We start from the raw sequence: 23,932 nt of genomic DNA, 5'->3' as shown, positions 1-23,932 counted from the left end.
GCCTTTAGATGCTAAATTAGTTTAGCGTCTAAAGGCTTTTGTGTTAGGTTATTATTTTATAGTTAGTGCTTGTATTAGCTATTAAGCTATTAGAAATTACAAAGATCGTTTAAATTTTCTGCCATTGTAGGGTGTGTGAAGATTTGATTTTTGAAATATGTATATGGAATGTTATTATCCATAGCCATTTTAATTAAGTTGATCAATTCTTCTGCGCCTTGGGAATAGAGTGTTGCGCCCAGGATTAAGTCGTTATCCGCATCTACAACAATTTTAAAAGCACCTTTTAAATAGTCGTTTACATGTGCTCTAGGCATGGTAGCTACGAGCATTTCTTTCGTTTTAACAGTATATCCTTGGTTGATTGCATCTTCTTCTGTAAGACCTACACGAGAAAGTGGAGGTGTTAAGAAGGTAGTATAAGGTATATTTTTACGATCTTTTAAGGTATACTGGCCGTTGCCTGTAAGTGTGCCAAATACGATACGGAAGTCATCAAGAGATACATATGTGAATTGAGGTCCACCGTTTACATCGCCGACTGCGTATACACCAGGAACGGAGCTTTCACAAGTATCATTAACTACAATGGCACCGCGTTCGTTAGTAACGATGTCCGTATGTTCTAAACCGATATTAGCTGTATTGGCTTTGCGCCCTGTAGCGTATAGAACAGCATCAAATGTATAGTTTTGATTATTAGCTTTGATAACTGGTTTGTTGTCATCATTGGATACAGAGTCTAATGTTACATTATTAAGAATGGTAATGCCTTGTTCAGTTAAGTACTCAGTAGCTAGCTCTTGAACGATAGGTTCTTCACGTTTTAAGATGCTAGATTCGATGTTGAATACAGTTACCTTAGCACCAAGTTTTGCATATAGACTTGCAAATTCAAGACCGATAGGACCAGCGCCGATAACTCCTAATGTACTAGGTTGAGTAGGTAATTGTTGAATTTCTGTACTATTATAGAAACCTGTAGCTGTATCAATGCCAGAAATATTAGGTTTAATCGCTACAGCACCAGTGTTTATAACGATAGTGTCAGCAGATAATATAATCTTATCCTTGCCAGCGGTAACAGCGATTTCTTTATTGCTAATAAATGCACCATGCCCAGTATAGACATCGACATGTTCATTTGTATCTAACATACCGAAGTTTTTATTGCGTAAGCGAGATGTAACAACTTCACGTTGATTTAATACTTGATCGTATGATAAGCCTTTTGATGCGGCAATGATCATCGTTTTAGTAGGAATACATGCGATATTAATACATGTACCACCGTACATTAGTGGATTTTCTTCAATCATGGCTACTGATTTGCCCATAGAGCCAAATTTTGCGGCTAATGTTTTGCCAGCCTTGCCGAAACCTAAGACGATAATGTCATATTGTTTGGTATTCATATAATACCTCCTGTTTTTTATATTGAAAATATTAGATATTGATATTATAGCATATTATTATAGATATAAAAGTAGAAATTAGAAATAATTATCATTGATTATGAATTAAATTTGTCTAGAATGATTATGTTAAGGTAGTCAATTAGTTTATGATTTTGGTTCAAGGAGATGAGATAGCTTGTATAACTATGATTTATATGTATTATAGTAATGAAGTAAGTGTGTTAAGTATTTCTACTTGACACATCTTTTTTTATAATGTACCATATGTAAAGTAATATGACTTGACAGTGATGGAGGTGGCGAAATGGAAGAACGAGTACTCATAAGTTTGCTCTTAGATTTCTATGGGCCATTGTTGACGGACAAGCAACGCATGTCCTTACAACTTCACCACGAAGATGATATGTCCCTTGGCGAGATTGCTGAGGAATTAGGCGTATCACGACAGGCTGTACACGATAACTTACAGCGTGCTCGACACATTTTAAATGATTACGAATCAAAATTGCACTTGGTGGCACAATATGAACAACGGGAAGGCTTGCTTTCACAGTTGAAAGCAACATTGCCTAAAGAGGTGTTAGCCGAAACCAAGGTGCAACAAGTATTGGCGCAAATGGAGGGATATTATGGCATTTGATAGCTTGTCAGAAAAACTGCAAGAAGCCTTTCAATCCTTAAAAGGGAAGGGCAAAATTACAGAAGATGATGTCAATCTTGCGTTGCGTCAGGTACGTACAGCTTTATTAGAAGCTGACGTTAACTTTATGGTAGCAAAGGACTTTGTTAAGTCCATTAAGGAAAAGGCCCTTGGTGAAGAGGTGTTCGGATCCTTGAATCCAGCCCAAACGGTTATTAAAATCGTAAATGATGAGTTAACGGCTCTCTTGGGTGGTACGCAAAGTCGTATCATGATTTCTAGCAAGCCACCAACAATTATTATGCTCGTTGGTTTGCAAGGTGCTGGTAAGACTACAACAGCTGGTAAACTAGCTGTATACTTACGCAAACAAGGTAAACGTCCGATGCTTGTCGCTGCCGACGTATATCGTCCAGCTGCGATTACTCAGTTGCAAGTTGTAGGTAAGCAAATTGATATTCCTGTATTTGCGGATGAAACACCTGGTGCGAATCCAGTAGATATTGTGCGTCGTGCCGTAGAGCAAAGCACGCATATGCTGAAAGATGTTGTTATCATCGATACCGCAGGACGTTTGGCTATAGACGAAGTCCTCATGGATGAGTTGTCAAATATCAAAGCTGCTGTTCGACCTCATGAAATTCTGCTCGTTGTAGATTCTATGATCGGTCAAGATGCAGTAACAACCGCTCAAACCTTTAACGAAAAATTAGGTGTTGATGGTGTTATCCTTACTAAACTTGATGGTGATGCACGCGGTGGTGCTGCATTATCTATCAAAGCTGTAACAGGCTTGCCAATCAAGTTCACTGGTGTGAGCGAAAAAATGGATGGTTTCGATGTATTCTATCCAGATCGCATGGCTTCTCGTATCCTAGATTTGGGCGACTTTAAAACATTGATTGAAAATGTACAAGGCGCCATCGATGAAGAAGAAGCTCGTGAAATGGCAAAGAAAATGGCGAAAAACAATTTCACCTTGGATGACTTCTTAAAACAGATGAACCAGGTGCGAAAGTTAGGGCCATTACAAAATATTATTGGAATGTTGCCAGGCATGGGACAAATTAAGGATCAATTAAAGGACCTTGATTTGAATAGTAAAGAGGTGCGTCGTATTGAGGCTATCATTACATCCATGACGGCGGCAGAGCGAGAAAATCCAAGTATTCTTAATGGTTCTCGCCGCAAGCGTATTGCATTAGGTTCTGGTACACAGGTCCAAGATGTAAATCGCTTGTTGAAACAATTTGAAGAAGCGCGGAAGATGATGAAGCGCATGCAAGGTTTACGTGGCGGTAAGGGCGGCTTCCCTGGAATGCCTAAATTACCGTTTATGTAATACATGGGCAGGGGCGCTGAACTTGTCCATCCACATCAGTATAAGGAGGTGAATTTCACAATGTTAAAAATTCGTTTGACTCGTTTAGGTGCTAAAAAAGCTCCTTTCTACCGTATCGTAGTTGCTGACGCACGTGCTCCACGTGAAGGTCGTCCTGTTGACACAATTGGTCAATATGATGCTACTAAACAACCAGCTATCGTTAATGTAGACGAAGAAAAAGCTTTGGCTTGGTTAGCTAAAGGTGCTCAGCCTACTGACACTGTTCGCTCCTTGTTCAAAAAACAAGGCGTTATGCAAAAATTTGCAGACGCTAAAAAGTAATTAATAGAGAGGCATACTGTGATGATAGAATTAATTTCATTAATTGCGAAATCATTAGTGAAGCAGCCTGATGCCGTTTCTGTTACCATGGTCCAAAAGGGTAATGTGGAAGTTTATGAACTTCATGTAGCCCCAGAGGATATGGGTAAAGTCATCGGAAAGCAAGGTAGAATTGCTAAAGCGATTCGCTCTGTGGTGAAAGCGGCGGCTATTAAAGAGAACAAAAAGATATCTGTTGATATTGTCTAAAAGGGAGTATTCCAATGGAAGAAATGACATTACGTGTCCCTGTAGCAGTAAAAGCAAAAGTAACAGACGACTTGAAAGCGAAAATTGTATCCGATCTTGAAACTCGCCTTGATATGGTAAATAAAGATTTGGAAGCAATTGAGTTTCAAGCCCAACGTATTTTGGCTGATGCAGCTAAAGTTGATGCTACAAGTCTTACTGCTATTCGTCAACAAATCGACGAAGAAAAAAATAAACGCTTGGCTTTCAAAGAAGAAGTAACAGCTAAATTGAAGGATGCTAAGGAGTTGTCTTTAGGAACTGAAATTCCTCAAGGTACATTAGAGCAAACAGTTACCGTTAAAATCGGGGATAATTTGGATGCCTTGATGGGCGCTGAAATCCTATTAGAAGACGGTAAGATCGTTGCGTTTCGTCAATAATGAAGCATAACGATTTCATCACAATAGGTGTTATCATCGCCCCGCACGGTGTGCGGGGTGATCTTCGTATTATGCCTCAAACCGATTTTCCAGAACGGTTTATGCATATGGATGCCTGTTACATCGATGGTAAAGAATACCACGTTGCATCCGCACGATTTCACAAGCAATTTGTTTTAGCATCTTTTAAGGGAATTCCTGATCGCAATACGGCTGAACTATTCAGTAAGAAAGCAATTCAAGTTCGTCGTGAAGATTTAGTGGAATTGCCAGAAGGTCGTTACTATATTTTTGATATCATTGGTCTTGAGGTACAAGATACTATGGGTAACGTGCTTGGCACAGTTACTGATGTATTACAACCTGGTGCTAATGATGTATATGTGGTCTCCAAAGATGGGGAACCAGATCAATTATTTGCAGCCATTGAAGAGGTCGTTAAAGACATCGATGTGGAAAATAAATTGATGATCGTAGATCCGCCTGAATGGATATAATCCTTTGGGCGGTTTTGTTTTATCTACATATAGGTATATTAGCGTAAAAGTTATATAATATAGCTATATATAGATAATACTAATGGGTTAATGTGAGTTAATAAGTACAGGGGACGGTTTATGCGTATTGATATTGTATCTTTATTTTCAGATTTTTTTGATGCGTTTTTTAATCATTCCATCATAAAACGAGCTATTGAGACAGAACGTCTATCTGTGGGTGTAACGAATCCTCGAGATTTTAGCCATAATAAGCATGGCCAAGTAGATGATACACCATATGGTGGTGGGGCTGGTATGCTTATGATGGCACCTCCTATTTTTGAAGCCGTAGAATCCGTTATTGCTCAATATGATAGTGATATTAATGATATTTATACCACAGATGAGATGTGTGATGAAATGAGTCTTATTGGTAATCCTAATGAAAGTATACGACGTCGTATTATCTTTATGGGACCTACAGGACAGCCTTTCACACAGGAGAAGGCTCGTGAATTGGCTAGCTATGATCAAGTGGTCCTTATTTGTGGTCATTATGAAGGTGTAGATTATCGCGTAGAGAAACATCTTGTAGATGAAACGATTTCTATTGGTGATTATGTATTGACCGGTGGTGAGTTGCCAGCTATGGTAGTTACTGATGCAGTGGCTCGCATGATTCCCGGTGTATTAGGCGCAGCTAGTGGGGCCCAAGAGGATTCCTTTTATGAGCCCCTTTTAGAATGCCCACAATATACAAAACCACCAGAATTTAGAGGTTGGACTGTACCAGATGTATTACGCAGTGGTCATCATAAAAATATTGCTGCATGGCGTCAAAAAGAAGCACTGAAACGAACCCGCTTGTTGAGACCTGACTTATTAGAACGACCATTAACAAAAGAGGAAGTTAAACTGTTAAAAGAAATTGTTGCAGAAGAGTCTAGGCTATGAAATTTAAGTGTTATGATGTTGTAGAGATTCAGGGAAAACGATATGTAGTCGGGGAGGTCATTTCTTATCAAGAGTTTATCGTTGATAAAACAATACGTTATGACCTTAATGATGAAAATTATAAAAAAGAACTGGGTGTTTCCAAAGGAGCTCAGTCTTGGACAGAATATGGTCTTATGCCCGTTAATGGAACGGATAAAAAATGGCTTACCATTGTAAACGGTGAAAAAGAATATTGCACTTTTTCTGAAACAGTTTTACGTTCAACCCCTCCTGCAGGATATAGACTACATGATAAAGGTATAGAACGTGTCGTAGCTGTGGAGGGACAATCGAAGGCTAGAAGTGGCGACGAAGCAGATTATAAAGAATATAGATCAATTAAAAAGGATAAAACCTATGTATTCTTTATTGAGGGCTGGCATGGTGGTTTGACGGACCAAGCTCAAGGTGAGAGGATTCGTTTGTCTGATGTACATCGACGGCGAGATCAGGCTGCTCAAACAGCGAGTAAAAAGATTCGTAATGCAGCGCGCAGAAAAGAATGGACACGATTGGGTCTGAGTTGGGGAATCATTTTATTCTTTTTTGGATATTTGTTTATAGGAGATATGTCTTGGCATGAATTGCGTGATGAAGTAGGATTCCCATATACCATGGAAGAGCGCATTAAAGATTCCTATTATTATGAACCGCAAGGTACAAAAGACGGTTTGATGGTATATACGTCAAAGCAAGATCCAAATGCAACGGCTATCGATCTTATCGATGCTGTGTGTGGCAAGGTTTATACCATTAAACAAGATACTAAGTCCCCTGAGCAGTGGATTGTCATTTATACGACTAAAGATGTATCTGTTATTAGTGTGGTTAATGGCACTACGTATGTTGAAGTGGGGCAATTAAAAAACTTGTCAGATTCGGAGGATAGGCGTATAGCGACTATTAGAAATGACAGTGAAATATTGTTACGATATGCGTATATGGTGGAGTTAAAGAATAAGCAGGGTCGTAAGACGTTATCAAATATAATAAAAGATTGATATAGTATTGATTTCAGTTACGAAATCAAACGAAGGAATTTATATGTATGAACCAAGTAAGAATACTGTTTACATAGCCATAGCCTTTACATCTATAGCAGCTCTAGTAGGCGCTTATTCGTATTGGGACGATGTTAGCTATGCTCTATGTGATATGGTCAAACCAGAATTAAATAATGGTGAAGTACGGCTCGTTGATGATGAAGGTAAAAGCTATACCTTGATTAATCACGGTGATGGAAAAGAAACTGCGCTCTATGATGATGCAGAAAAATCTGTTACCTTTCATCGTGATGAGAAAGGCAATATTATATGGGATGCAGGCTTAGCCAGTTTGATTCCAACTTTGGCGGTAGGTTACTATGCGTTCCATGGCTTTTCAGCTCCAACGGCATATATGGATGCACCCAGTATGACCTATCGTGCTACATCGCCACTTACATCTTTTGATGCAAATACAGACGCTAGCAAATCTAATAGTGCAAGAGTGGCTAGGACTATTAATGAGATGACTAGAAATCGTTACAATACTAAAACGAGTAGTCGGGCACATAGAATTGGTGAAAAGTATGGCTTTGGTAGTGTAGGGGCTCGAACTTCGAGCGGTGCCTCTTAATGAAAGGATGAACAATGAAATCCTATATTGATGAGCTTGATAGAAATATATTTAATTTCGTGGAATATGAAGGGTATGATGATCGTTATCCGTCATTGTCTATGCAGGCCTTTTCATCCGACTTTTACGATGAAATTCGTCATGCTTCACGTAGATTATTTCAAATATTTTGTAAAGCTGCAAAAGTATTTCAAATGGCCCCAGATGATTTTGCACGAAACATGGATATGCCAGACAATTTAATTCCTTATTTACATAAGTCGAATGCCTTAGGGTTACCGACGTGGTTATCTCGCTTTGATTTTGTTCTCGATGTAAATGGCAATTTGCGCATGGTAGAACTTAATGCAGATACGCCGTGTTTTCTTATTGAGAGCTATTATGCCAATGAAATTGGAGCTAATTATGTAGGAAGAAAACATCCTAATACAGAATGCCGAAAAGAATTACATACATTTTTAAAGCGCATGTATGATGCTGTTTTATCTGCTAAGTATGGTAGAAATCAATATAAGTCTATGCTGGCAAATAGAGAAAGACTACCTAAGGATCCCTTTGTATTCTCCTGCTTCCATGATTATTTTGAAGATTACGGAACAGCACAGTTTCTTATGAATGAGCTAAAAACGGCCTGTCCTGAGGCTGACACGCGCTTTATATCTTTTTATGATATGAAGATTGATGATGATGGTATTCCTTTAGCAGATGGTAGTCATGCGACCCTATTATATCGATTACATCCCATGGAGCTTTTGATTGATGAGCGGACGCCTGATGATGAACCTTTGGGTGAGATGTTCTTAGATCTTTACGAGGAGAATAGATTTGCTCTTTTTAATCCGCCAGAGGCAATTATTTTACAAAACAAATCATTTATGTCTTTAGTGTATGCGTTGTATTTAACAGATCAATTTTTTACGAAACCAGATCGAGATATCATTGAGCGTTATTTGGCACCATCCTATTTTGAAAATGATTTTTCCTCTCTTGATGATGGCCTTTATATTCAAAAGGAGATTTGGGGGCGTGAAGGAAAGCATGTACAAGTTGTTCAAAAGCGTGGTGATACATCTGAGCTTTACATGGAAAAGCTAGTTGATAACTATGACGATATCATTTGTCGTGATAGTAAAAAGGTTATGTATCAAGATTTTATACAGCAGAAACGTTTTACTCATACAGTGGATTGTGGAGTGAAAGATGGATTTTTAACCTTATCCTGTTTTATGCTTGGTGATCAAGCTTCCGCGGTAGGATGCCGTTTTTCTCCGGAAGAGATAGCTGGTACAGAAGCATACTTTGTACCATTATTAATAGAGTAAGCGAAATACTATGAAATTTGTGACCATATAGTATGGGCAAACGAATGATAATAGGTGTATTTAGTAGCAGTCGTGCTTATGTCTACTTTAGCGAGGGTGCGTATGGAGTTTAATTGTTATGATGTCTTAGAGGTTCATGGCAGCCGTTATGTAATCACTGAGAAAATTAAATATATAGAGATTATTCCAAAAGCAGATAAGGAACAATCCTATAGGGGCCAGCCGTCTATGACAAAATCACCAGGTGATTATTGGCATGAATATGGACTAGAGGCTGTTGAGGGAATCGATAAAATATGGTTAACCATTGAGTACAATGATAATGAATGGTGTACCGTATCTAGAACATCCTTTCATACACGGCCGGGGAAAGATTTTACATTACATCAAATCGGCTTAGAAAAGGTTGTCGATGTGGATGGTGAAAGTGGTGCCTCCGTAGGGGACCGCGCAGGATATAGAGAATATCAGCTACCTTGTGAAGGTGGTGCTAGTGTATTCTTTGAAGAAGAGTGGTTTGAAGGTAAAAAAATGTTTGCCGAAGGATCACGAGTACCCTTGGTGAACATTCGTCTTTGTAATGATGCAGCCGCTCAAGCTATTAAGCAAAAGATGCGTAACAAATCAATGAAAAAGAGGTTTGGATCTATTGCTGTTGGCGTGGGGTATGGTGTACTATTTTTACTATTTCTATTTTGGTCGGACAATGATTTGTCTTGGCATAGTATACGCGCTATGTTTGGAGTGCCTTACACGGCAAAAGAACATATGCATGACACATCTGCATATTATACAAAAACAGATTCGGATAGCGACTATGTATACACGTCTACACTAGATCCTGTTAGTACCGCATTAGACTTGATTGATTCTGTGAATGGTGATATTAAGAATGAGCGGGATAACTTAGAAGAGGGACATGAAGTTATTGTATTTTATTCTGGGGACTTGGTGTATCTCATCACTAATACGGATGGACAAACTAGGGTTAAGGTATGTGAACAATCAAAATTAACACAAGAGGATTGGAAAATTATTGATCGTACATTAATCAGCTCTCATATGCTCGATAACTATGCGACCATGGTTCGACTAGGGGATAATACGGGACGCGAACGATTGTATCCTACCAGCAACTCTAACAACACATCCAATACAAAATTATATTATTAGGAGGCTTATTATGATTTATATACCAGATGTATTATTGACAATTTTTTATGCTTGTTTTGGCATTATGCTGATGTTAACTGCGAATACGGTTATCGATTTCTTCGTACCTGGTAAATTTAGTAAAGAAATTAAGCGTGGTAATTGTGCTGTGGCGTGGCTTTCAGCGGGATCATTTATCGGTATCGGTGAAATTTTGCGCGCTGTTATTATGTCACCAGCCGTGACTACGGCTGATACGTCCCTGTTACATGGCATTGTAGCCAGTGTTGTATACGCTGTGCTAGGTATTATACTATTTGTAACGGGCTATATGTTTATCAATATTTGGCATCGTAAATATAAATTGTCTGAAGAAATTATGCGTGGTAATACAGCGGCTGGTATTCTTGTATTTGGCATTTTCGTAGGTCTTGCCCTTGTTATTAGCGGTGCTGTGCACTAAGGGAGTGTTCTATGTATAAGCCAAGTAAGAAAACCATATACCTTACAGGTGCTTTCGCTGCCGTTGCTGGTCTTGTAGGTGTATATTCCTACTGGAATGATATCTCCTATGCTGTGTGCGACAAGGTTTACCCAGAAGCAAATGAAGGGGAGGTTCGATTAAAGGATAATCAAGGAAACCGATATTCTTTATTAAATCATGGTGATGGTAAAGAAACAGCCTTATACGACGATAATCGATCCGTTACCTTTCACCGAGATAATAGTGGCAATTTGGTGTGGGATGCGGGGCTAGCAGGGCTCTTACCAAGTATTGCTGCAGGATATTATATATTTCATGGTTTTAATCCACCTACTGCACGCATGGATGGACGAACTATGACATATCGCATAGCAGCACCATTACAAACGTATGAGGAGCCCTATGTATATACCGCATCAGGGTCGAATGTACATAGCGCTATGGGGCGGAGCTTTTATAGAACTTATGAACGCAATAGAAGTAAAAAGGCGTCTTCCATAGGACAGAAATCTGGATTTGGTAGTGCTGGCGCACGGTCTAGTGCTTCGTAATGGATATGATGGCAATGTATGTTAATGAAGGTTAGTTTAGAATTTAGGAGATATAGTATTGGCTAATTTATATATCGGACTTGTTCATTATCCGATTATGAACAAGCATAAAGAGGTCATTACGACGGCTATTACAAATTATGATATACATGATATTGCACGAGCGGCTATTACCTATGATGTGTCTAAATATTTTGTGATTCACAATATACCTGCGCAGCGTGAGTTGGTGCGTACTATCATGGAACATTGGAAATCTGGATTTGGCTCTACTTACAATCCAGATCGCAAGGATGCTTTCACCGGCGTGGAATTGGTAAATTCAATTGCGGTAGCGGTGCGAACAATTGAAGACATAGAAGGTATAAAACCTATTGTAGCTACAACAGATGCTCGTACTTACGATAATACGATTTCCTATGCACGGATGCGTGAACATCTTGAAAATGAGGGGTGCCCTGTGTTAGTATTATTTGGTACCGGTTATGGTATGACAAAAGAAACGATGGAAAGCTTTGACTATATTTTAGAACCTATATATGGCCATGGTGAATACAATCATTTATCCGTGCGTAGTGCCGTATCAATCATCTTAGATCGGCTGCGGGGCGAAGCATGGTGGAATAAATAGGAGGCGTCTATGTCAGGACATTCTAAATGGGCAAATATTAAACATAAAAAAGGTAAAACCGATGCATTAAAAGCTAAATTGGCTACGAAAATCGGTCGTGAAATTACCGTTGCAGCACGCATGGGTGGTGCAGATCCAACTGGTAATATGCGTTTGAAATTGGCTTTGCAAAAAGCTCGTGAAAATAATATCCCTAAGGATAACATTCAACGTGCTATCGACAAAGGTATCGGTGCTACGGACATGAATGCATATGAAGAAATCGTATACGAAGGTTATGGTCCTGCCGGTGTTGCCGTTACTGTTGAGGTGATGACCGATAATCGTAATCGTGCTGCTGCAGACGTGCGCCATGCATTCTCTAAACAAGGTGGTAACCTTGGTGAAAGCGGCTGTGTAGGCTGGATGTTCAAATCTAAAGGCGTATTTGTTATCGATAAAGAAGGTCATGATGAAGATGAGGTAACTATGCTAGCTCTTGAAGCTGGAGCAGAAGACCTTAAGTCTGAAGATGATGTATTTGAAATTTATACAACACCAGAGGATTTTGATGCGGTAGAAGCAGCGCTTGCTGATGCGGGTATCGAAACTGTAGTAGCTAAAATCACGATGATTCCAGATACAACGATTGAGTTGACTGGTGATGATGCTGTGAAAATGCAGAAAATGCTTGACGTATTGGATGATCTTGATGATGTACAAAATGTATATCATAATGGTATTTTGCCGGACGATGAAGAAGAATAATAATAAACGGGGCACTCTATGGGGTGCTCCGTTTCTATTGAAATTAAACTCGGATATTTATTAAAGTTAAGAAAATTAATATGTCTTATATATAATTCATAGGGGAATTCATGAACTTCGATGTGAAATTATGCTATAATAAAATAGATTATGTAATGGAGGTAGGCGGTAGCTTATCTCATTTTTAAACTAAGGGGGTTGGGGTGCGCATTATAGGAATTGACCCAGGCACGGCTATATGCGGATATGGCATTATTGACGTGAAGGGTAGCAAACTAACACCAGTAGCCTATGGGGCTATTACAACTCCTAAGGAATTAACTGATTCACAGCGACTGGAAATTCTATTTAATGATCTTAGTGATTTATTGGAGGAATATAGGCCTGATAAGTTCGGTGTGGAGGAATTATTTTTTAACCGCAATGTAACAACAGCCATTAAGGTAGGGCAAGCACGTGGTGTTATTTTATTGGCTGCTGAACAACAACGGATTCCTATTTATGAATATACACCATTACAAATTAAACAAGCTGTCACAGGTTATGGTAAAGCTGATAAGAATCAGGTCATTTATATGACGATGAATATTTTGGGGATTCGTGAGAAAATTAAGCCTGATGATACGGCAGATGCATTAGCTGTTGCTATCTGTACGGCTCATAGTTCTCACAATGATAGATTAAAGAGGTTGGTATAATGATAGGGTATGTGCGAGGTATCGTAACACATCTTTTTAAAGAATCGTGCTATGTTGATGTACATGGCGTAGGGTATCGCGTATATGTGCCGACCACTACGCGTCAACAGCTGACAGAGGGCCATGAGGCGACGCTATTCACGTATCTTAATGTACGAGAAGATGCGATGCAACTTTATGGCTTTTGGACGGAAGAAGAATATGAGTTGTTTATACTCCTCATTTCTGTTTCTGGTATCGGGCCCAAGGTGGGGCTTGGCATCTTGTCAGGCATGACACCTGAGGCTTTCAAATTAGCGATTATCAATGGGCAGGTACAGCAATTAACTAAGTTACCTGGCATTGGTAAGAAGTCTGCGGAGCGACTTGTTTTAGAGTTAAAGGATAAAATTGCTAAGATGACACATATTTCTACGGAATCGTCTGCGACTATTCAGCCTGTTGGCGTTGCTGCAAACGGTGCTGTAGGAGAAGCCATTGAAGCCCTCGTATCCTTAGGATACTTGGAACGGGATGTAGCAGATATTGTAGAGTCTTTAGATGATGGTAAGCGTGATGTATCTGAGTTGATAAAAGTCAGCTTAATTGAGCTTGGGAAAGGACGATAAGGATGAATGAGGAAGTACGCCTTGTCGGCAATGGCGAGCACGAAGAGGATATATGGCAATATAGCCTTCGACCTAAGCTTTTTAATGAGTATGTAGGTCAAGAAGAGGCTAAAGGTAATCTAAATGTGTATATTCAAGCGGCAAAACAGCGTGGGGAAGCATTGGATCACGTGCTGCTCTATGGGCCTCCAGGCCTTGGCAAGACAACATTAGCAGGGATTATTGCAAATGAATTGGGTGTTAATTTTCGTATAACTTCTGGTCCGGCTATTGAAAAGTCTGGTGACTTAGCTGCAATATTAACAAATTTGGACGACCATGATGTATTATTTATCGATGAAATTCATCGCTTGTCTCGTAGTGTAGAGGAAGTGTTGTACTCTGCTATGGAAGACTATGCTATTGATATTATCATCGGTAAGGGTCCAAGTGCTCGAACTGTGCGCATTGACTTGCCAAAATTTACTTTGGTAGGCGCCACGACTCGAGCGGGTGCTTTGGCAGCTCCATTACGGGACCGATTTGGTATTATTAATCGGTTGGAATATTATAAACAACCAGAGTTAGAGTTTATTGTGTCTCGCGCCGCAGAGATACTTAATATTGGTATTGTGCCAACTGGGGCAAGCGAAATTGCGCGTCGTTCACGAGGAACACCGCGTATCGCAAATCGTCTGCTTAAACGGGTACGCGACTTTGCACAAGTCATTGGTGATGGGGTTATCACTCAAGAAATTGCAGATGAAGCATTACAACGTTTATATGTAGATAAAATGGGACTTGATCGAATTGATCGACGTGTGTTGGAATGTATTATTGAAAAATATGATGGCGGTCCTGTAGGGATTGATACCATTGCAGCGGCCATCAGCGAAGAGAGAGATACCATCGAAGATGTGTATGAACCATATTTGATGCAATTAGGATTTTTAGGACGCACACCGCGTGGGAGGGTAGCTACTAAATTAGCCTATGAGCATTTAGGTATTTCACAGACAGGGAAATAACAATGAAAACAAAACGATTACAATTGATGATAATGGCCACTTTGTTTTTAGGTGTAAACATTGGCGGTGTTTCTATAGCACATGGAGCGACGCTGCAAAATAAAGGTGCAGTGGTAACGAAAAAGCCAACGCCAAAATCAACAGTATCTAATACAACTGTATCGAAAGTAAATACGACGAAGAAATCTAGTTTTCGTCCACTTGCTACTAAACCAGCTGCAAAGCCGGTTACAATAACTAAAACGGTTTCTAAGTCAACTGCTGCATCTACGGTGGCTAAACCTAGTGCAAAACCGGTTAGTGTAGCAAAGCCTGCTACATCTACAAAACCGGTAACGCCGGCTAAACCAGTTAGTGCAACAAAATCAACTAGTACTGCGAAATCTAGTACTAATGCAACAGCTACGAAATCAGCCACTACAGGTAAAGCTACAATGGCTATAAAACCTGCGGCTTCTGGTACTTCGAAGCCAACTGCTAAACCTGCAGTTACTGATGAAAAGCCTGTAGTACAAAAGAGAGCTACTGAAAAAACTGCTACTAAAAAGGTAGTAAAAACAACGGATGCGAATAGCATTCAAGCCAATACAGCAGTTATTACTCGCAACAAAGTGGGCTCCGTAGTGACGCCTGCTACAGAACGCAAAGAAAACATGCCAAATGTACGTGTTCTACTAGGTAGTCGTAGCTCTGATGCTACTGTTACATCTACAGCTAATATGGTTGTGTTGAACAGCGGTAATGGTCAAGTTAGCACAATCAGTGCTAATCGTGGTACATCTATTGGCGTTCGCGGCGGCAAGATTGCTGTAAATGGAAAGACTATTGATAGTGTGGTTACATTGAAGCCTGCGAATAGTGATGCACCATTTTTGTTCGAAGGTAAAGGTTATCGTGGTGGGCTCACATTACGTGCCAATAATGGAACCATGATGATCATCAACTCTGTGCCTCTTGAGGATTACCTGTATGGTGTTGTTCCACAAGAGGTAGTACCGTCTTGGCCAGCTGCTGCATTAGAAGCGCAAGCCGTAGCAGCTCGCACCTATGCTCTTCATACGATGGAACAAAATAAAGGTAAATTTTATGATGTGAGCAATTCCACGGATCATCAAGTATATAGTGGTGTGAGTGGTGAATCTCAAGCTACCACAAATGCTGTAAATAAAACTAAAGGCATAGTTATGCTTTATGATCAACGTCCTATTAATGCCTTGTTCCATTCCGATGGAGGTGGCTATACAGAGGATAGTGTAAATGTTTGGGGCAGTGATGTGCCATACTTAAAAGGGGTAAAAGACTTTAGTACTGGTACATCTACATCGAATTGGACTGTCACTACCTCTCGTCAAGCTCTTGAAAGTAAACTTAATGCGGCAAGTAAAGGGGTAGGTAAATTGAAGAGCATTCAGTTGACCCCGCTTGGTAAGCCTGGGCAACAAACATACGACCGCGGTGTATCAGGTCGTATAAAGAGTGCTACTTTCATAGGTACCTCTGGAAAAACTACTGTAGATGGTGATGCGCTGCGTAGCATTTTAGGTTTAAAATCTACATTGTTTGATTTCTATGTAAATCACAATCCTGCTAAAGGCACGGGTAAGGCTTATCATAGCTTTACTGGCAAGAATGATACTGTTTATATTAAAGGCCACGGTTGGGGTCATGGCCTTGGTATGTCTCAATGGGGTGCTGCGGAAATGGCAAAGCGCGCTAATCCTGGAGATACAAATTATTACCAAACTATTTTGCGTCACTACTATAGTGGCATTACATTGAAGAAAATGTACTAATAAGGATTACGATGAAAGTTACAGATTTTGATTATGAATTGCCAGAGGAACTGATTGCTCAGCATCCTGTAGAACCTCGTGATACAGCACGGCTTTTAACCTTAGATAAGGTAAGTGGTGAAGTTAAACATAAAGGACATTTTTATGATTTGCTAGAAGAGCTTCATGAAGGAGACGTGCTTGTATTTAATAATACAAAGGTTATCCCTGCGAGATTATATGGACATCGTCAAGGTTCTGGTGGCAAGGTGGAGGTACTTCTACTCACACCATGTGGTGAAAATCGATGGGAATGCCTTGTTAAACCGGGGAAAAAATGTCCTGTCGGGCAAGTTATAGAGTTTGATGACCGCCTAAGTGGAGTTATTATAGATAAAACAGATTTTGGAGGCCGTATCATTCAGTTCACATGCAACGGTGTGTTTGATGATGTGATTCAAGAAATTGGTGAAATGCCATTACCTCCATACATTCATGAAAAGTTAGAAGATAAAGATCGTTATCAAACGGTATATGCTAAGGAGAAAGGCTCTGCTGCGGCACCAACTGCAGGACTTCACTTTACACCTGACCTCTTAGAAAAGATTAAAGCTAAAGGTGTAGAGCTTGAGTTTGTAACCTTACATGTTGGACTTGGCACTTTTAGACCTGTATCGGCAGAGACTATTGAAGACCACGAAATGCATAGTGAGTTCTTTGTTGTATCTCAAGATACGGCGGATCGAATCAATGCGGCCAAACAAAAAGGGTCTCGTATCATTGCCGTAGGTACTACATCGGTGCGTACTCTTGAGTCTGCTACGAATGATGATGGTGTATTACAAGGTATGAGTGGTTGGACTCAAATTTTTATCTATCCTGGCTATAAATTTAAGATGATTGATGCGTTAGTAACGAATTTTCACTTGCCTCAATCTACATTGTTAATGTTGATTAGTGCACTAGCTGGTCGTGAACACTGTTTGGCGGCCTACGAAGAAGCTGTACGTGAACGTTATCGTTTCTTTAGCTTCGGCGATGCTATGTTTATACGTTAGGAGGGACTATGCCGAGTATTATTTATGAATTACAAAAGACATGTCCTCATACGGGGGCACGGGCAGGTTTATTGCATACGCCACATGGTACCTTCCAAACACCGATGTTTATGCCTGTAGGCACGCAAGCGACAGTTAAAACTATGACACCAGAAGAACTAAAGGCTATGGGTTCTCAAGTTATTTTGAGTAATACCTATCATTTATTTCTTCGCCCAGGGCCGGAGCTTGTAGAAGAGGCTGGGGGCTTACATAAATTTATGAATTGGGATCAAGCGATTCTTACTGATAGTGGTGGATTCCAAGTATTTAGTTTAGGCGATATGCGCAAAATTACTGAGGATGGTGTTACATTTAGATCCCACATTGATGGATCAAAACAGTTTTTATCTCCTGAAGTGGCTACAAAGGTACAAGAGCAATTAGGTTCTGATATTGCGATGGCTTTTGACGAATGTATTCCGTATCCCGCGGATCATGATTATGCGAAACGCTCTACGGCGCGTACCACGCGTTGGGCGCATCGTTGCCAAGAGGCTCGTAAAGCTCATGACCGCCAAGGCATGTTTGGTATCGTTCAAGGTGGCATGTACAAAGACTTGCGCAAACAAAGTGCGGAAGAACTTGTAGCTATGGATTTTGAAGGTTATAGCATCGGCGGTTTATCCGTTGGGGAACCTCATGATTTAATGAATGAAATCTTAGAATATACTACGCCATTATTGCCAACTAACAAGGCTCGTTATTTGATGGGCGTTGGCACCGCAGATTGTCTGGTAGAAGGTGTAGCACGTGGAGTTGATATGTTTGATTGTGTATATCCAACTCGTGTTGCTCGAAATGGGATGGCCATGATCTGGAATGGTCGCCTTAATATTCGAAATGCTCAATTTGCTCATGATTGGGGTCCTTTAGAAGAAGGTTGCCAATGTTATACATGTAAAAATTATTCCCGTGCATATATTCGTCACTTATATAAGGCAGAAGAGATTTTGGCATTACGCCTTGTAACATATCATAATCTCTATTTCTTATTAGAGTTTATGCGTCAAATGAGACAAGCTATCTTAGAAGATCGGTTCCCACAATTTAGAATGCAATTTTGGGATAGCTTTAAAAAATAGTAATTAAGTCTAGTCAAATTTATATTAGGTGGCTATACTAGAAAAGAAATACATATTTATTAACCTAGGAGGATAACATGGGAGATATTCAACAAATCTTGCAAACTAGCTGGCCTATTTTGTTAATGGTAGTAATTTTTTACTTTTTATTGTGGCGTCCACAAAAGAAACAACAAAAAGAGCGTGCTAGCTTGTTAGGTAGTTTAAAAAAAGGCCAAAAAATCGTTACTATTGGTGGTATTTATGGCGAAATTGTTGAACTTGATGATGAAAAAGTCAAGGTACAGGTATCTGAAAAAGTTGAATTAACATTTGCTCGTACAGCAGTTGCTAATGTACTGTCTAAGAAAAACAAGGAAGAAAAATAATGAATACAAAGGAAGCAGTGCGCCAGGCGTGTAAGTCTCAGCGCGCTGCTTTATCCGTTGCTGATTGTAGGTCGTGGACGCCGATGTTGACGAATCAAATCGTTAATAGTCCTGAGTATATATCGGCAAAAAACATTATGGCCTATTTGGCGATGCCTAAAGAGGCCAATTTAGACGATGTGATTCGCCATGCTTTAGAACATGGTAAATCTGTATACGTTCCAGTATGTACTGATAAGACGACTATGATTGCAGTTCGCCTTAAGTCTCTAGAATCTATCACTCGGGGTGTGTTAAATATACGTATTCCCGCTGAGCCATACGATATTATTGATCCGTGTGACTTGGATTTGATTTTAGTGCCTGGTGCTGGCTTTGACCGTCAAGGTGGTCGCATGGGAATGGGGAATGGGTATTATGATCGATTTCTCAAGGAACTTTCACCAAGTACATTTATGGGCGTATGTTGGACTATACAATTATGGGAGACACCAATCCCAATGGAAGCATTAGACCAACGAATGAGTAAAATTGTGACAGAGCAAGGCATTATACATTGTGTATAGCAGAAGGGAGCAACTATTTTGAACGGTAAAGCTATTATCAAGTTTTTAGTAGTCATTGCTGCCATCATTGGATTATTTGCGTATTTTATTCAACCATTAGCAGGCTCTTTGAAACAAGGTCTAGACTTGCAAGGTGGTACGCATATCGTATTGGAAGCAGAGGACTCTGCGACTGGTACAGCTGACAATGATGCAGTGGAACGGGCGAAGCAAATCTTAGAACGTCGTATTAATGAAATGGGTTTATCTGAACCATTGGTACAACGTGAAGGTGCTCGTCGTATTATCATTGAATTGCCAGGTGTAAAAGATCCTGACGAAGCAATTAAACGTATCGGTAAAACAGCGGTCTTGGAATTTAAAAACGACCAAGGTCAAACCGTTATGACTGGTGATGACTTAAAAGATGCTAAAGAAGAGTTAGGTCAAAATAAACAACCACTCGTTGCTATTGAATTAAGTGATGAAGGGGCTAAGAAGTTTGCTGATTTAACATCTAAAAATATTGGTCGTCGTATTGCCATTACATTGGATGGTAAAGAATTGACTAATCCTGTAGTACAACAAGCAATTACAGGTGGTAAAGCCACTATTTCTGGTAGTCAAAGTTTAGAAGAAGCTAAAGACTTAGCTATTTTATTACGTTCCGGTGCATTGCCTGTTAAAATTAATGTATTGGAAGTGCGTACAGTAGGTCCTTCTTTGGGGCAAGACTCCAAGGATAAATCTGTTGTAGCCTTCAGTGCTGGTATTGCAATGATCATGATTTTCTTGGTTATCTTATATCGTTTTTCTGGCATCGTAGCTAATATAGCATTACTTGTATATGTTATGCTCTTATTACTCGTGTTGGGCAAGGGCTTTAATGCGACTATGACATTGCCAGGTATTGCTGGTATTATCTTGTCTATGGGTGTTGCGGTAGATGCGAACATTCTTATCTTTGAACGTTTTAAGGAAGAGGTATTTTCCGGCAAATCTATGCGTGTTGCTATGGAAGCAGGCTTTAGCCGTGCGTTAGCCACAATTACTGATGCAAACGTATCCGTTATCATTACAGCTGGTATCTTAACTATTTTAGGCTCTGGTCCTGTAAAAGGCTTCGCTATCAGCTTAGGCGTAGGTGTTGTGGTGAGTATGTTCACTGCGATTACTGTGAGTCATTTCTTATTGCGCTTATTAATCGATTGTAACTTTACAAACCATCCATTCTGGTTTGGTGCGAATATTTCTCCGAGCACAAGTGCTGACGCATTTGCACCTAAATCTTTGAAAGGAGGTAAACGCAAATGACATTAGACGTAATTAAACATCATCGTTGGTGGTTTGCTATTTCCTCCACACTCGTTATAATCAGCTTAATTTCCATATTTACTAAAGGGTTTAACTTTGGTATTGATTATACTGGTGGTACGATTGTTGAAGTTGTATTTGATCAACCTGTAGAGGTTAGTCAAGTTCGTGACGTCCTAAAAGAATATAATCTTGAAAATGCACAAATTCAGCTTTCTGGTGATACTACTGGTGATACAGCAGGCGAAGACGTAATGATTCGTACACGTAATCTAGAGTCTAGTGAAAGTGCCGCTGTTGTTGATTCTTTGACTAAATCTATTGGTAACAATACAGTTAAACGTATTGAAACTGTAGGTGCTGTAATTGGCTCTGAAGTTACAGAACATGCGTTATTGAATCTTGTTATAGCATTCGCAGCATTAGCTCTATATATTTCTTATCGTTTTGAATATAAGGTTGCCATTTCTGCGTTAGTTGCCATTTTCCATGACTTGATTATGGTTCTTGGTGTTTTCTCTTATTTCCAACTAGAAATTGATGCATCCTTCTTAGCTGCCATTCTTACGGTTGTAGGTTACTCTATGAATGAATCTGTAGTTATCTTTGACCGTGTTCGTGAAAATACGCATACACATAAACGTTCTGATACATTTGCAGATTTGGCGAATGCGTCTATTACACAAAGTATTCACCGTAGTTTCTATACATTGGCTACCGTTATGTTTGCTTGTGTATCCCTTTATCTATTCGGTGGGGACACTACAAAGAACTTTGCCCTTTGCATGATCATCGGTTTTGCTAGTGGTGCGTACTCCTCTATCTGTGTAGCTACATCCTTGTGGGTTATGTGGAAGAGCCGTAATAAAAATGACGTACGTAATCAATAATAAGTTATAAATTATAAATTATTATTGTGTTAATGGTTAAAGTATAAGAACCTCTCTGGATTTATTTTTAGAGAGGTTCTTTTATTTTGCCTTTTTTTATTATGTAAAACGGTATAGGTATTTTACAGATAACAGTCATTTTTAACTATATAAAATTTAAAAAGGCTTGTTCTTGAATTCTATAAGATAGAGGCGTAAAATGGCTAGGTGACACGATACAAAAGGGAGATACAAATATGGATTCAAATAGATTATGGAGCCCTGCTTTTACTAATTATGGTATTAGTAGTGGTATTTTATATATGACTCAATATGTTCTCGTAGCGGCATTGCCAATTGTAATCACGTCTGAGCTAGCTGGCAGCGATCTTGATGCGGGCTTAGCGATGACATATTTTCAAATTGGTACAATTTTATGTAGGATTTTTGCAGGACGATTAATAGATGGTTTTAATAAACGTATTGTTCTATTAATATCAACAGCCTTGTTTTTCATTATTATGGGATTATTTAATTTTACTACATCCTTAGAGGCTGTTTTCGTACTACGTGGGTTACATGGTGTTGTGTTTGCCCTTGGAACAACTGTAATGGCTACTCTAGCAGTATTAGTATTACCTCCTAGTCGAAAAGGTGAGGGAGTTAATATGTTTGCTATCTTTTCAAATATAGCAATGGTATTAGGACCTGCTATCGGCCTATATGCTTTATCGTCATACAGTAGTATGGCATTGTACATATTTTTAACGGTTATGACTGGATTGGCTATGGTCTTAAGTAATATTATTCCCCTATCAAAAGAGTTAGCATTACCTAAACAATCAAAATATAAAGGTTGGCATATTTCCCAGTTTATAGAAAATAAAAGTTTACCTTGGGCTTTAATGGGCTTATTTATTGGTTTTACTTACTCTGGTGTTTTAGTTTTTATACCTATAGAACTTAATAGCATGGGGGCAGGAATATGGGGAAGTGCTTTTTTTGCTATTTTTGCGTTGATGATTATTATTAGTCGGCCTATAGTAGGAAAAATATATGCTCGATATGGTTCAAAAATTATTATCTATACAGGATTAGTATTATTTATATTAGGCTTATTTGGTTTGGGATTAGCTATAACCCCATTAGCTATTCTATTCACCGCTCCATTGTTGGGGTTAGGATATGGTGCAGCACAACCTGCATTCCAAGCGTTAGCTATACAATCAGCTCCTATTGAGCGTGCGGGTGTATCAACAGCAACATATTATCTAGCCTTAGATATAAGTGTCGGTGCTGGATCGGTTATACTTGCAGTATTAACTAGTGCGTGGGGCTATCAATATTTATATATGTTCACTGCATTGGTTATGGTGATAGCACTTGCTTTGTATCATATATGGGTAAAAAGATATACTCCTTTAGAACTATAGATATTTTAAGGTAAAAATTGGGTAAAGAAGTATTTAACAAGTTAAAATGGGTTTTAATGAGATATTATATATAGAATGTTAAGAAAATGATGAAAGAAAGATGAAAATGATAAGGTAGCGATTTTATATATTGACGTTTACTATATTTATGCTATACTAATACAAGTCATTAGGACACAGCTCAAATGATAAGTATAAAAAACTTCTTAAAAGTTAAAAAAAGCACTTGACGTAATGAGCTTAACTTGATAGAATAATCAAGTCGCCAGTTGATGAAACACTTCGACGAAAGAATGTGTAGACTGGTACAGATCTTTGAAAACTGAACAATGATAGGTAATCAATCAAAATGATTGAACATATGCCAGAGTGCGGGTTTTGACAAAGTCAAAACCAACCATAATTCAAAGCTACTTAATGGTAGCGACAACAAAACAAATGAGCTATTCAAATAGCTTCAAGATATCTTGGAGAGTTTGATCCTGGCTCAGGACGAACGCTGGCGGCGTGCTTAACACATGCAAGTTGAACGAAGAGCGATGGAAGCTTGCTTCTATCAATCTTAGTGGCGAACGGGTGAGTAACGCGTAATCAACCTGCCCTTCAGAGGGGGACAACAGTTGGAAACGACTGCTAATACCGCATACGATCTAATCTCGGCATCGAGGATGGATGAAAGGTGGCCTCTATGTATAAGCTATCACTGAAGGAGGGGATTGCGTCTGATTAGCTAGTTGGAGGGGTAACGGCCCACCAAGGCGA

27 protein-coding genes and 1 rRNA gene are annotated in these 23,932 nt (G+C 39.3%); 27 read left to right on the top strand and 1 reads right to left on the bottom strand.

The genetic code is table 11. The features are described 5' to 3' along the window. Window positions 1-89: 89 nt before the first annotated feature. Window positions 90-1,415, bottom strand: coding sequence for an FAD-containing oxidoreductase (locus HMPREF0874_RS09300; protein ID WP_008603415.1), 1,326 nt, complete (start codon window positions 1,413-1,415; stop codon window positions 90-92). A gap of 307 nt (window positions 1,416-1,722) precedes the next feature. Here HMPREF0874_RS09300 and ylxM point away from each other — a divergent pair, with 307 nt between their 5' ends. The 27 genes from ylxM to HMPREF0874_RS09165 form a co-directional block, all read left to right on the top strand. Continuing rightward, window positions 1,723-2,058, top strand: coding sequence for a YlxM family DNA-binding protein (ylxM, locus tag HMPREF0874_RS09295; protein ID WP_004695559.1), 336 nt, complete (start codon window positions 1,723-1,725; stop codon window positions 2,056-2,058). After that, the gene (gene ffh, locus HMPREF0874_RS09290) at window positions 2,048-3,400 is read left to right on the top strand and encodes a signal recognition particle protein (RefSeq protein ID WP_008603414.1); all 1,353 of its coding nucleotides are present in this window, start codon (window positions 2,048-2,050) and stop codon (window positions 3,398-3,400) included. Before ylxM ends, ffh begins: the two co-directional genes overlap by 11 nt. A 60-nt stretch (window positions 3,401-3,460) precedes the next feature. Further along, window positions 3,461-3,724, top strand: coding sequence for a 30S ribosomal protein S16 (gene rpsP, locus HMPREF0874_RS09285; protein WP_004695565.1), 264 nt, complete (start codon window positions 3,461-3,463; stop codon window positions 3,722-3,724). Window positions 3,725-3,745: 21 nt separating this feature from the next. Beyond that, on the top strand, window positions 3,746-3,973 hold the full coding sequence (locus tag HMPREF0874_RS09280; protein ID WP_004695567.1) for a KH domain-containing protein: 228 nt from the start codon (window positions 3,746-3,748) through the stop codon (window positions 3,971-3,973). Between the two features lie 14 nt (window positions 3,974-3,987). Beyond that, complete coding sequence (locus tag HMPREF0874_RS09275; RefSeq protein WP_004695569.1) at window positions 3,988-4,395, top strand: YlqD family protein; 408 nt, start codon at window positions 3,988-3,990, stop codon at window positions 4,393-4,395. Then, window positions 4,395-4,892: a ribosome maturation factor RimM gene (gene rimM, locus HMPREF0874_RS09270; RefSeq protein WP_039965491.1), complete on the top strand. Its 498-nt coding sequence runs from the start codon at window positions 4,395-4,397 to the stop codon at window positions 4,890-4,892. The genes HMPREF0874_RS09275 and rimM overlap by 1 nt, the downstream gene beginning before the upstream one ends. Before the next feature lie 120 nt (window positions 4,893-5,012). Then, entirely contained in the window at window positions 5,013-5,828 is an 816-nt protein-coding gene (gene trmD / locus HMPREF0874_RS09265; RefSeq protein ID WP_008603413.1) for a tRNA (guanosine(37)-N1)-methyltransferase TrmD, read from the top strand. After that, the gene (locus HMPREF0874_RS09260) at window positions 5,825-6,871 is read left to right on the top strand and encodes a DUF4178 domain-containing protein (RefSeq protein ID WP_008603412.1); all 1,047 of its coding nucleotides are present in this window, start codon (window positions 5,825-5,827) and stop codon (window positions 6,869-6,871) included. The genes trmD and HMPREF0874_RS09260 overlap by 4 nt, the downstream gene beginning before the upstream one ends. A 43-nt stretch (window positions 6,872-6,914) precedes the next feature. Next, the gene (locus HMPREF0874_RS09255) at window positions 6,915-7,487 is read left to right on the top strand and encodes a hypothetical protein (RefSeq protein WP_004698457.1); all 573 of its coding nucleotides are present in this window, start codon (window positions 6,915-6,917) and stop codon (window positions 7,485-7,487) included. A gap of 14 nt (window positions 7,488-7,501) precedes the next feature. Continuing rightward, complete coding sequence (locus HMPREF0874_RS09250; protein ID WP_008603408.1) at window positions 7,502-8,809, top strand: glutathionylspermidine synthase family protein; 1,308 nt, start codon at window positions 7,502-7,504, stop codon at window positions 8,807-8,809. Between the two features lie 102 nt (window positions 8,810-8,911). Continuing rightward, window positions 8,912-9,982 (top strand): hypothetical protein, encoded by a 1,071-nt coding sequence (locus tag HMPREF0874_RS09245; RefSeq protein WP_039965490.1) that lies wholly within the window; start codon window positions 8,912-8,914, stop codon window positions 9,980-9,982. A 10-nt stretch (window positions 9,983-9,992) separates the two neighbouring features. Next, a complete protein-coding gene (locus tag HMPREF0874_RS09240; RefSeq protein WP_008603405.1) occupies window positions 9,993-10,424 on the top strand; it encodes a DUF350 domain-containing protein in 432 nt (143 codons plus the stop codon). An 11-nt stretch (window positions 10,425-10,435) separates the two neighbouring features. Beyond that, entirely contained in the window at window positions 10,436-10,996 is a 561-nt protein-coding gene (locus HMPREF0874_RS09235) for a hypothetical protein (RefSeq protein WP_008603403.1), read from the top strand. A 58-nt stretch (window positions 10,997-11,054) separates the two neighbouring features. Next, window positions 11,055-11,627 carry an RNA methyltransferase gene (locus HMPREF0874_RS09230; RefSeq protein WP_008603401.1) on the top strand — a complete coding sequence of 191 codons (573 nt, stop codon included), beginning with the start codon at window positions 11,055-11,057 and terminating at the stop codon, window positions 11,625-11,627. A gap of 9 nt (window positions 11,628-11,636) precedes the next feature. After that, on the top strand, window positions 11,637-12,374 hold the full coding sequence (locus HMPREF0874_RS09225) for a YebC/PmpR family DNA-binding transcriptional regulator (protein WP_004695585.1): 738 nt from the start codon (window positions 11,637-11,639) through the stop codon (window positions 12,372-12,374). Window positions 12,375-12,577: 203 nt separating this feature from the next. Further along, window positions 12,578-13,072, top strand: a complete 495-nt coding sequence (gene ruvC / locus HMPREF0874_RS09220; RefSeq protein WP_004695586.1) for a crossover junction endodeoxyribonuclease RuvC — start codon at window positions 12,578-12,580, stop codon at window positions 13,070-13,072. Next, window positions 13,072-13,680: a Holliday junction branch migration protein RuvA gene (gene ruvA, locus HMPREF0874_RS09215; RefSeq protein ID WP_039965487.1), complete on the top strand. Its 609-nt coding sequence runs from the start codon at window positions 13,072-13,074 to the stop codon at window positions 13,678-13,680. Before ruvC ends, ruvA begins: the two co-directional genes overlap by 1 nt. Before the next feature lie 2 nt (window positions 13,681-13,682). After that, window positions 13,683-14,687, top strand: coding sequence for a Holliday junction branch migration DNA helicase RuvB (ruvB, locus tag HMPREF0874_RS09210; protein ID WP_004695590.1), 1,005 nt, complete (start codon window positions 13,683-13,685; stop codon window positions 14,685-14,687). 2 nt (window positions 14,688-14,689) lie between these two features. Beyond that, window positions 14,690-16,480 carry a SpoIID/LytB domain-containing protein gene (locus HMPREF0874_RS09205; RefSeq protein WP_039965486.1) on the top strand — a complete coding sequence of 597 codons (1,791 nt, stop codon included), beginning with the start codon at window positions 14,690-14,692 and terminating at the stop codon, window positions 16,478-16,480. Between the two features lie 11 nt (window positions 16,481-16,491). After that, window positions 16,492-17,517, top strand: coding sequence for a tRNA preQ1(34) S-adenosylmethionine ribosyltransferase-isomerase QueA (gene queA / locus HMPREF0874_RS09200; RefSeq protein WP_008603395.1), 1,026 nt, complete (start codon window positions 16,492-16,494; stop codon window positions 17,515-17,517). A gap of 8 nt (window positions 17,518-17,525) precedes the next feature. Further along, on the top strand, window positions 17,526-18,641 hold the full coding sequence (gene tgt / locus HMPREF0874_RS09195) for a tRNA guanosine(34) transglycosylase Tgt (protein WP_008603393.1): 1,116 nt from the start codon (window positions 17,526-17,528) through the stop codon (window positions 18,639-18,641). Between the two features lie 77 nt (window positions 18,642-18,718). Then, a complete protein-coding gene (gene yajC, locus HMPREF0874_RS09190) occupies window positions 18,719-19,009 on the top strand; it encodes a preprotein translocase subunit YajC (protein ID WP_004695596.1) in 291 nt (96 codons plus the stop codon). Further along, on the top strand, window positions 19,009-19,575 hold the full coding sequence (locus HMPREF0874_RS09185; RefSeq protein WP_004695599.1) for a 5-formyltetrahydrofolate cyclo-ligase: 567 nt from the start codon (window positions 19,009-19,011) through the stop codon (window positions 19,573-19,575). Before yajC ends, HMPREF0874_RS09185 begins: the two co-directional genes overlap by 1 nt. 18 nt (window positions 19,576-19,593) lie before the next feature. After that, on the top strand, window positions 19,594-20,868 hold the full coding sequence (secD, locus tag HMPREF0874_RS09180) for a protein translocase subunit SecD (RefSeq protein WP_004695600.1): 1,275 nt from the start codon (window positions 19,594-19,596) through the stop codon (window positions 20,866-20,868). Further along, window positions 20,865-21,758, top strand: coding sequence for a protein translocase subunit SecF (gene secF / locus HMPREF0874_RS09175; protein ID WP_004695602.1), 894 nt, complete (start codon window positions 20,865-20,867; stop codon window positions 21,756-21,758). The genes secD and secF overlap by 4 nt, the downstream gene beginning before the upstream one ends. 236 nt (window positions 21,759-21,994) lie before the next feature. After that, the gene (locus HMPREF0874_RS09170) at window positions 21,995-23,170 is read left to right on the top strand and encodes an MFS transporter (protein WP_008603390.1); all 1,176 of its coding nucleotides are present in this window, start codon (window positions 21,995-21,997) and stop codon (window positions 23,168-23,170) included. A 464-nt stretch (window positions 23,171-23,634) separates the two neighbouring features. Continuing rightward, window positions 23,635-23,932: ribosomal RNA gene (locus HMPREF0874_RS09165) — 16S ribosomal RNA — on the top strand; the annotation flags it as partial.

This window comes from Veillonella sp. 6_1_27, assembly GCF_000163735.1.
In the GTDB taxonomy this organism is placed as follows: domain Bacteria; phylum Bacillota; class Negativicutes; order Veillonellales; family Veillonellaceae; genus Veillonella; species Veillonella parvula_A.
The sequence above is the reverse complement of the archived record's forward strand: the minus strand, read 5'-3'. Positions and strand labels throughout refer to the sequence as shown.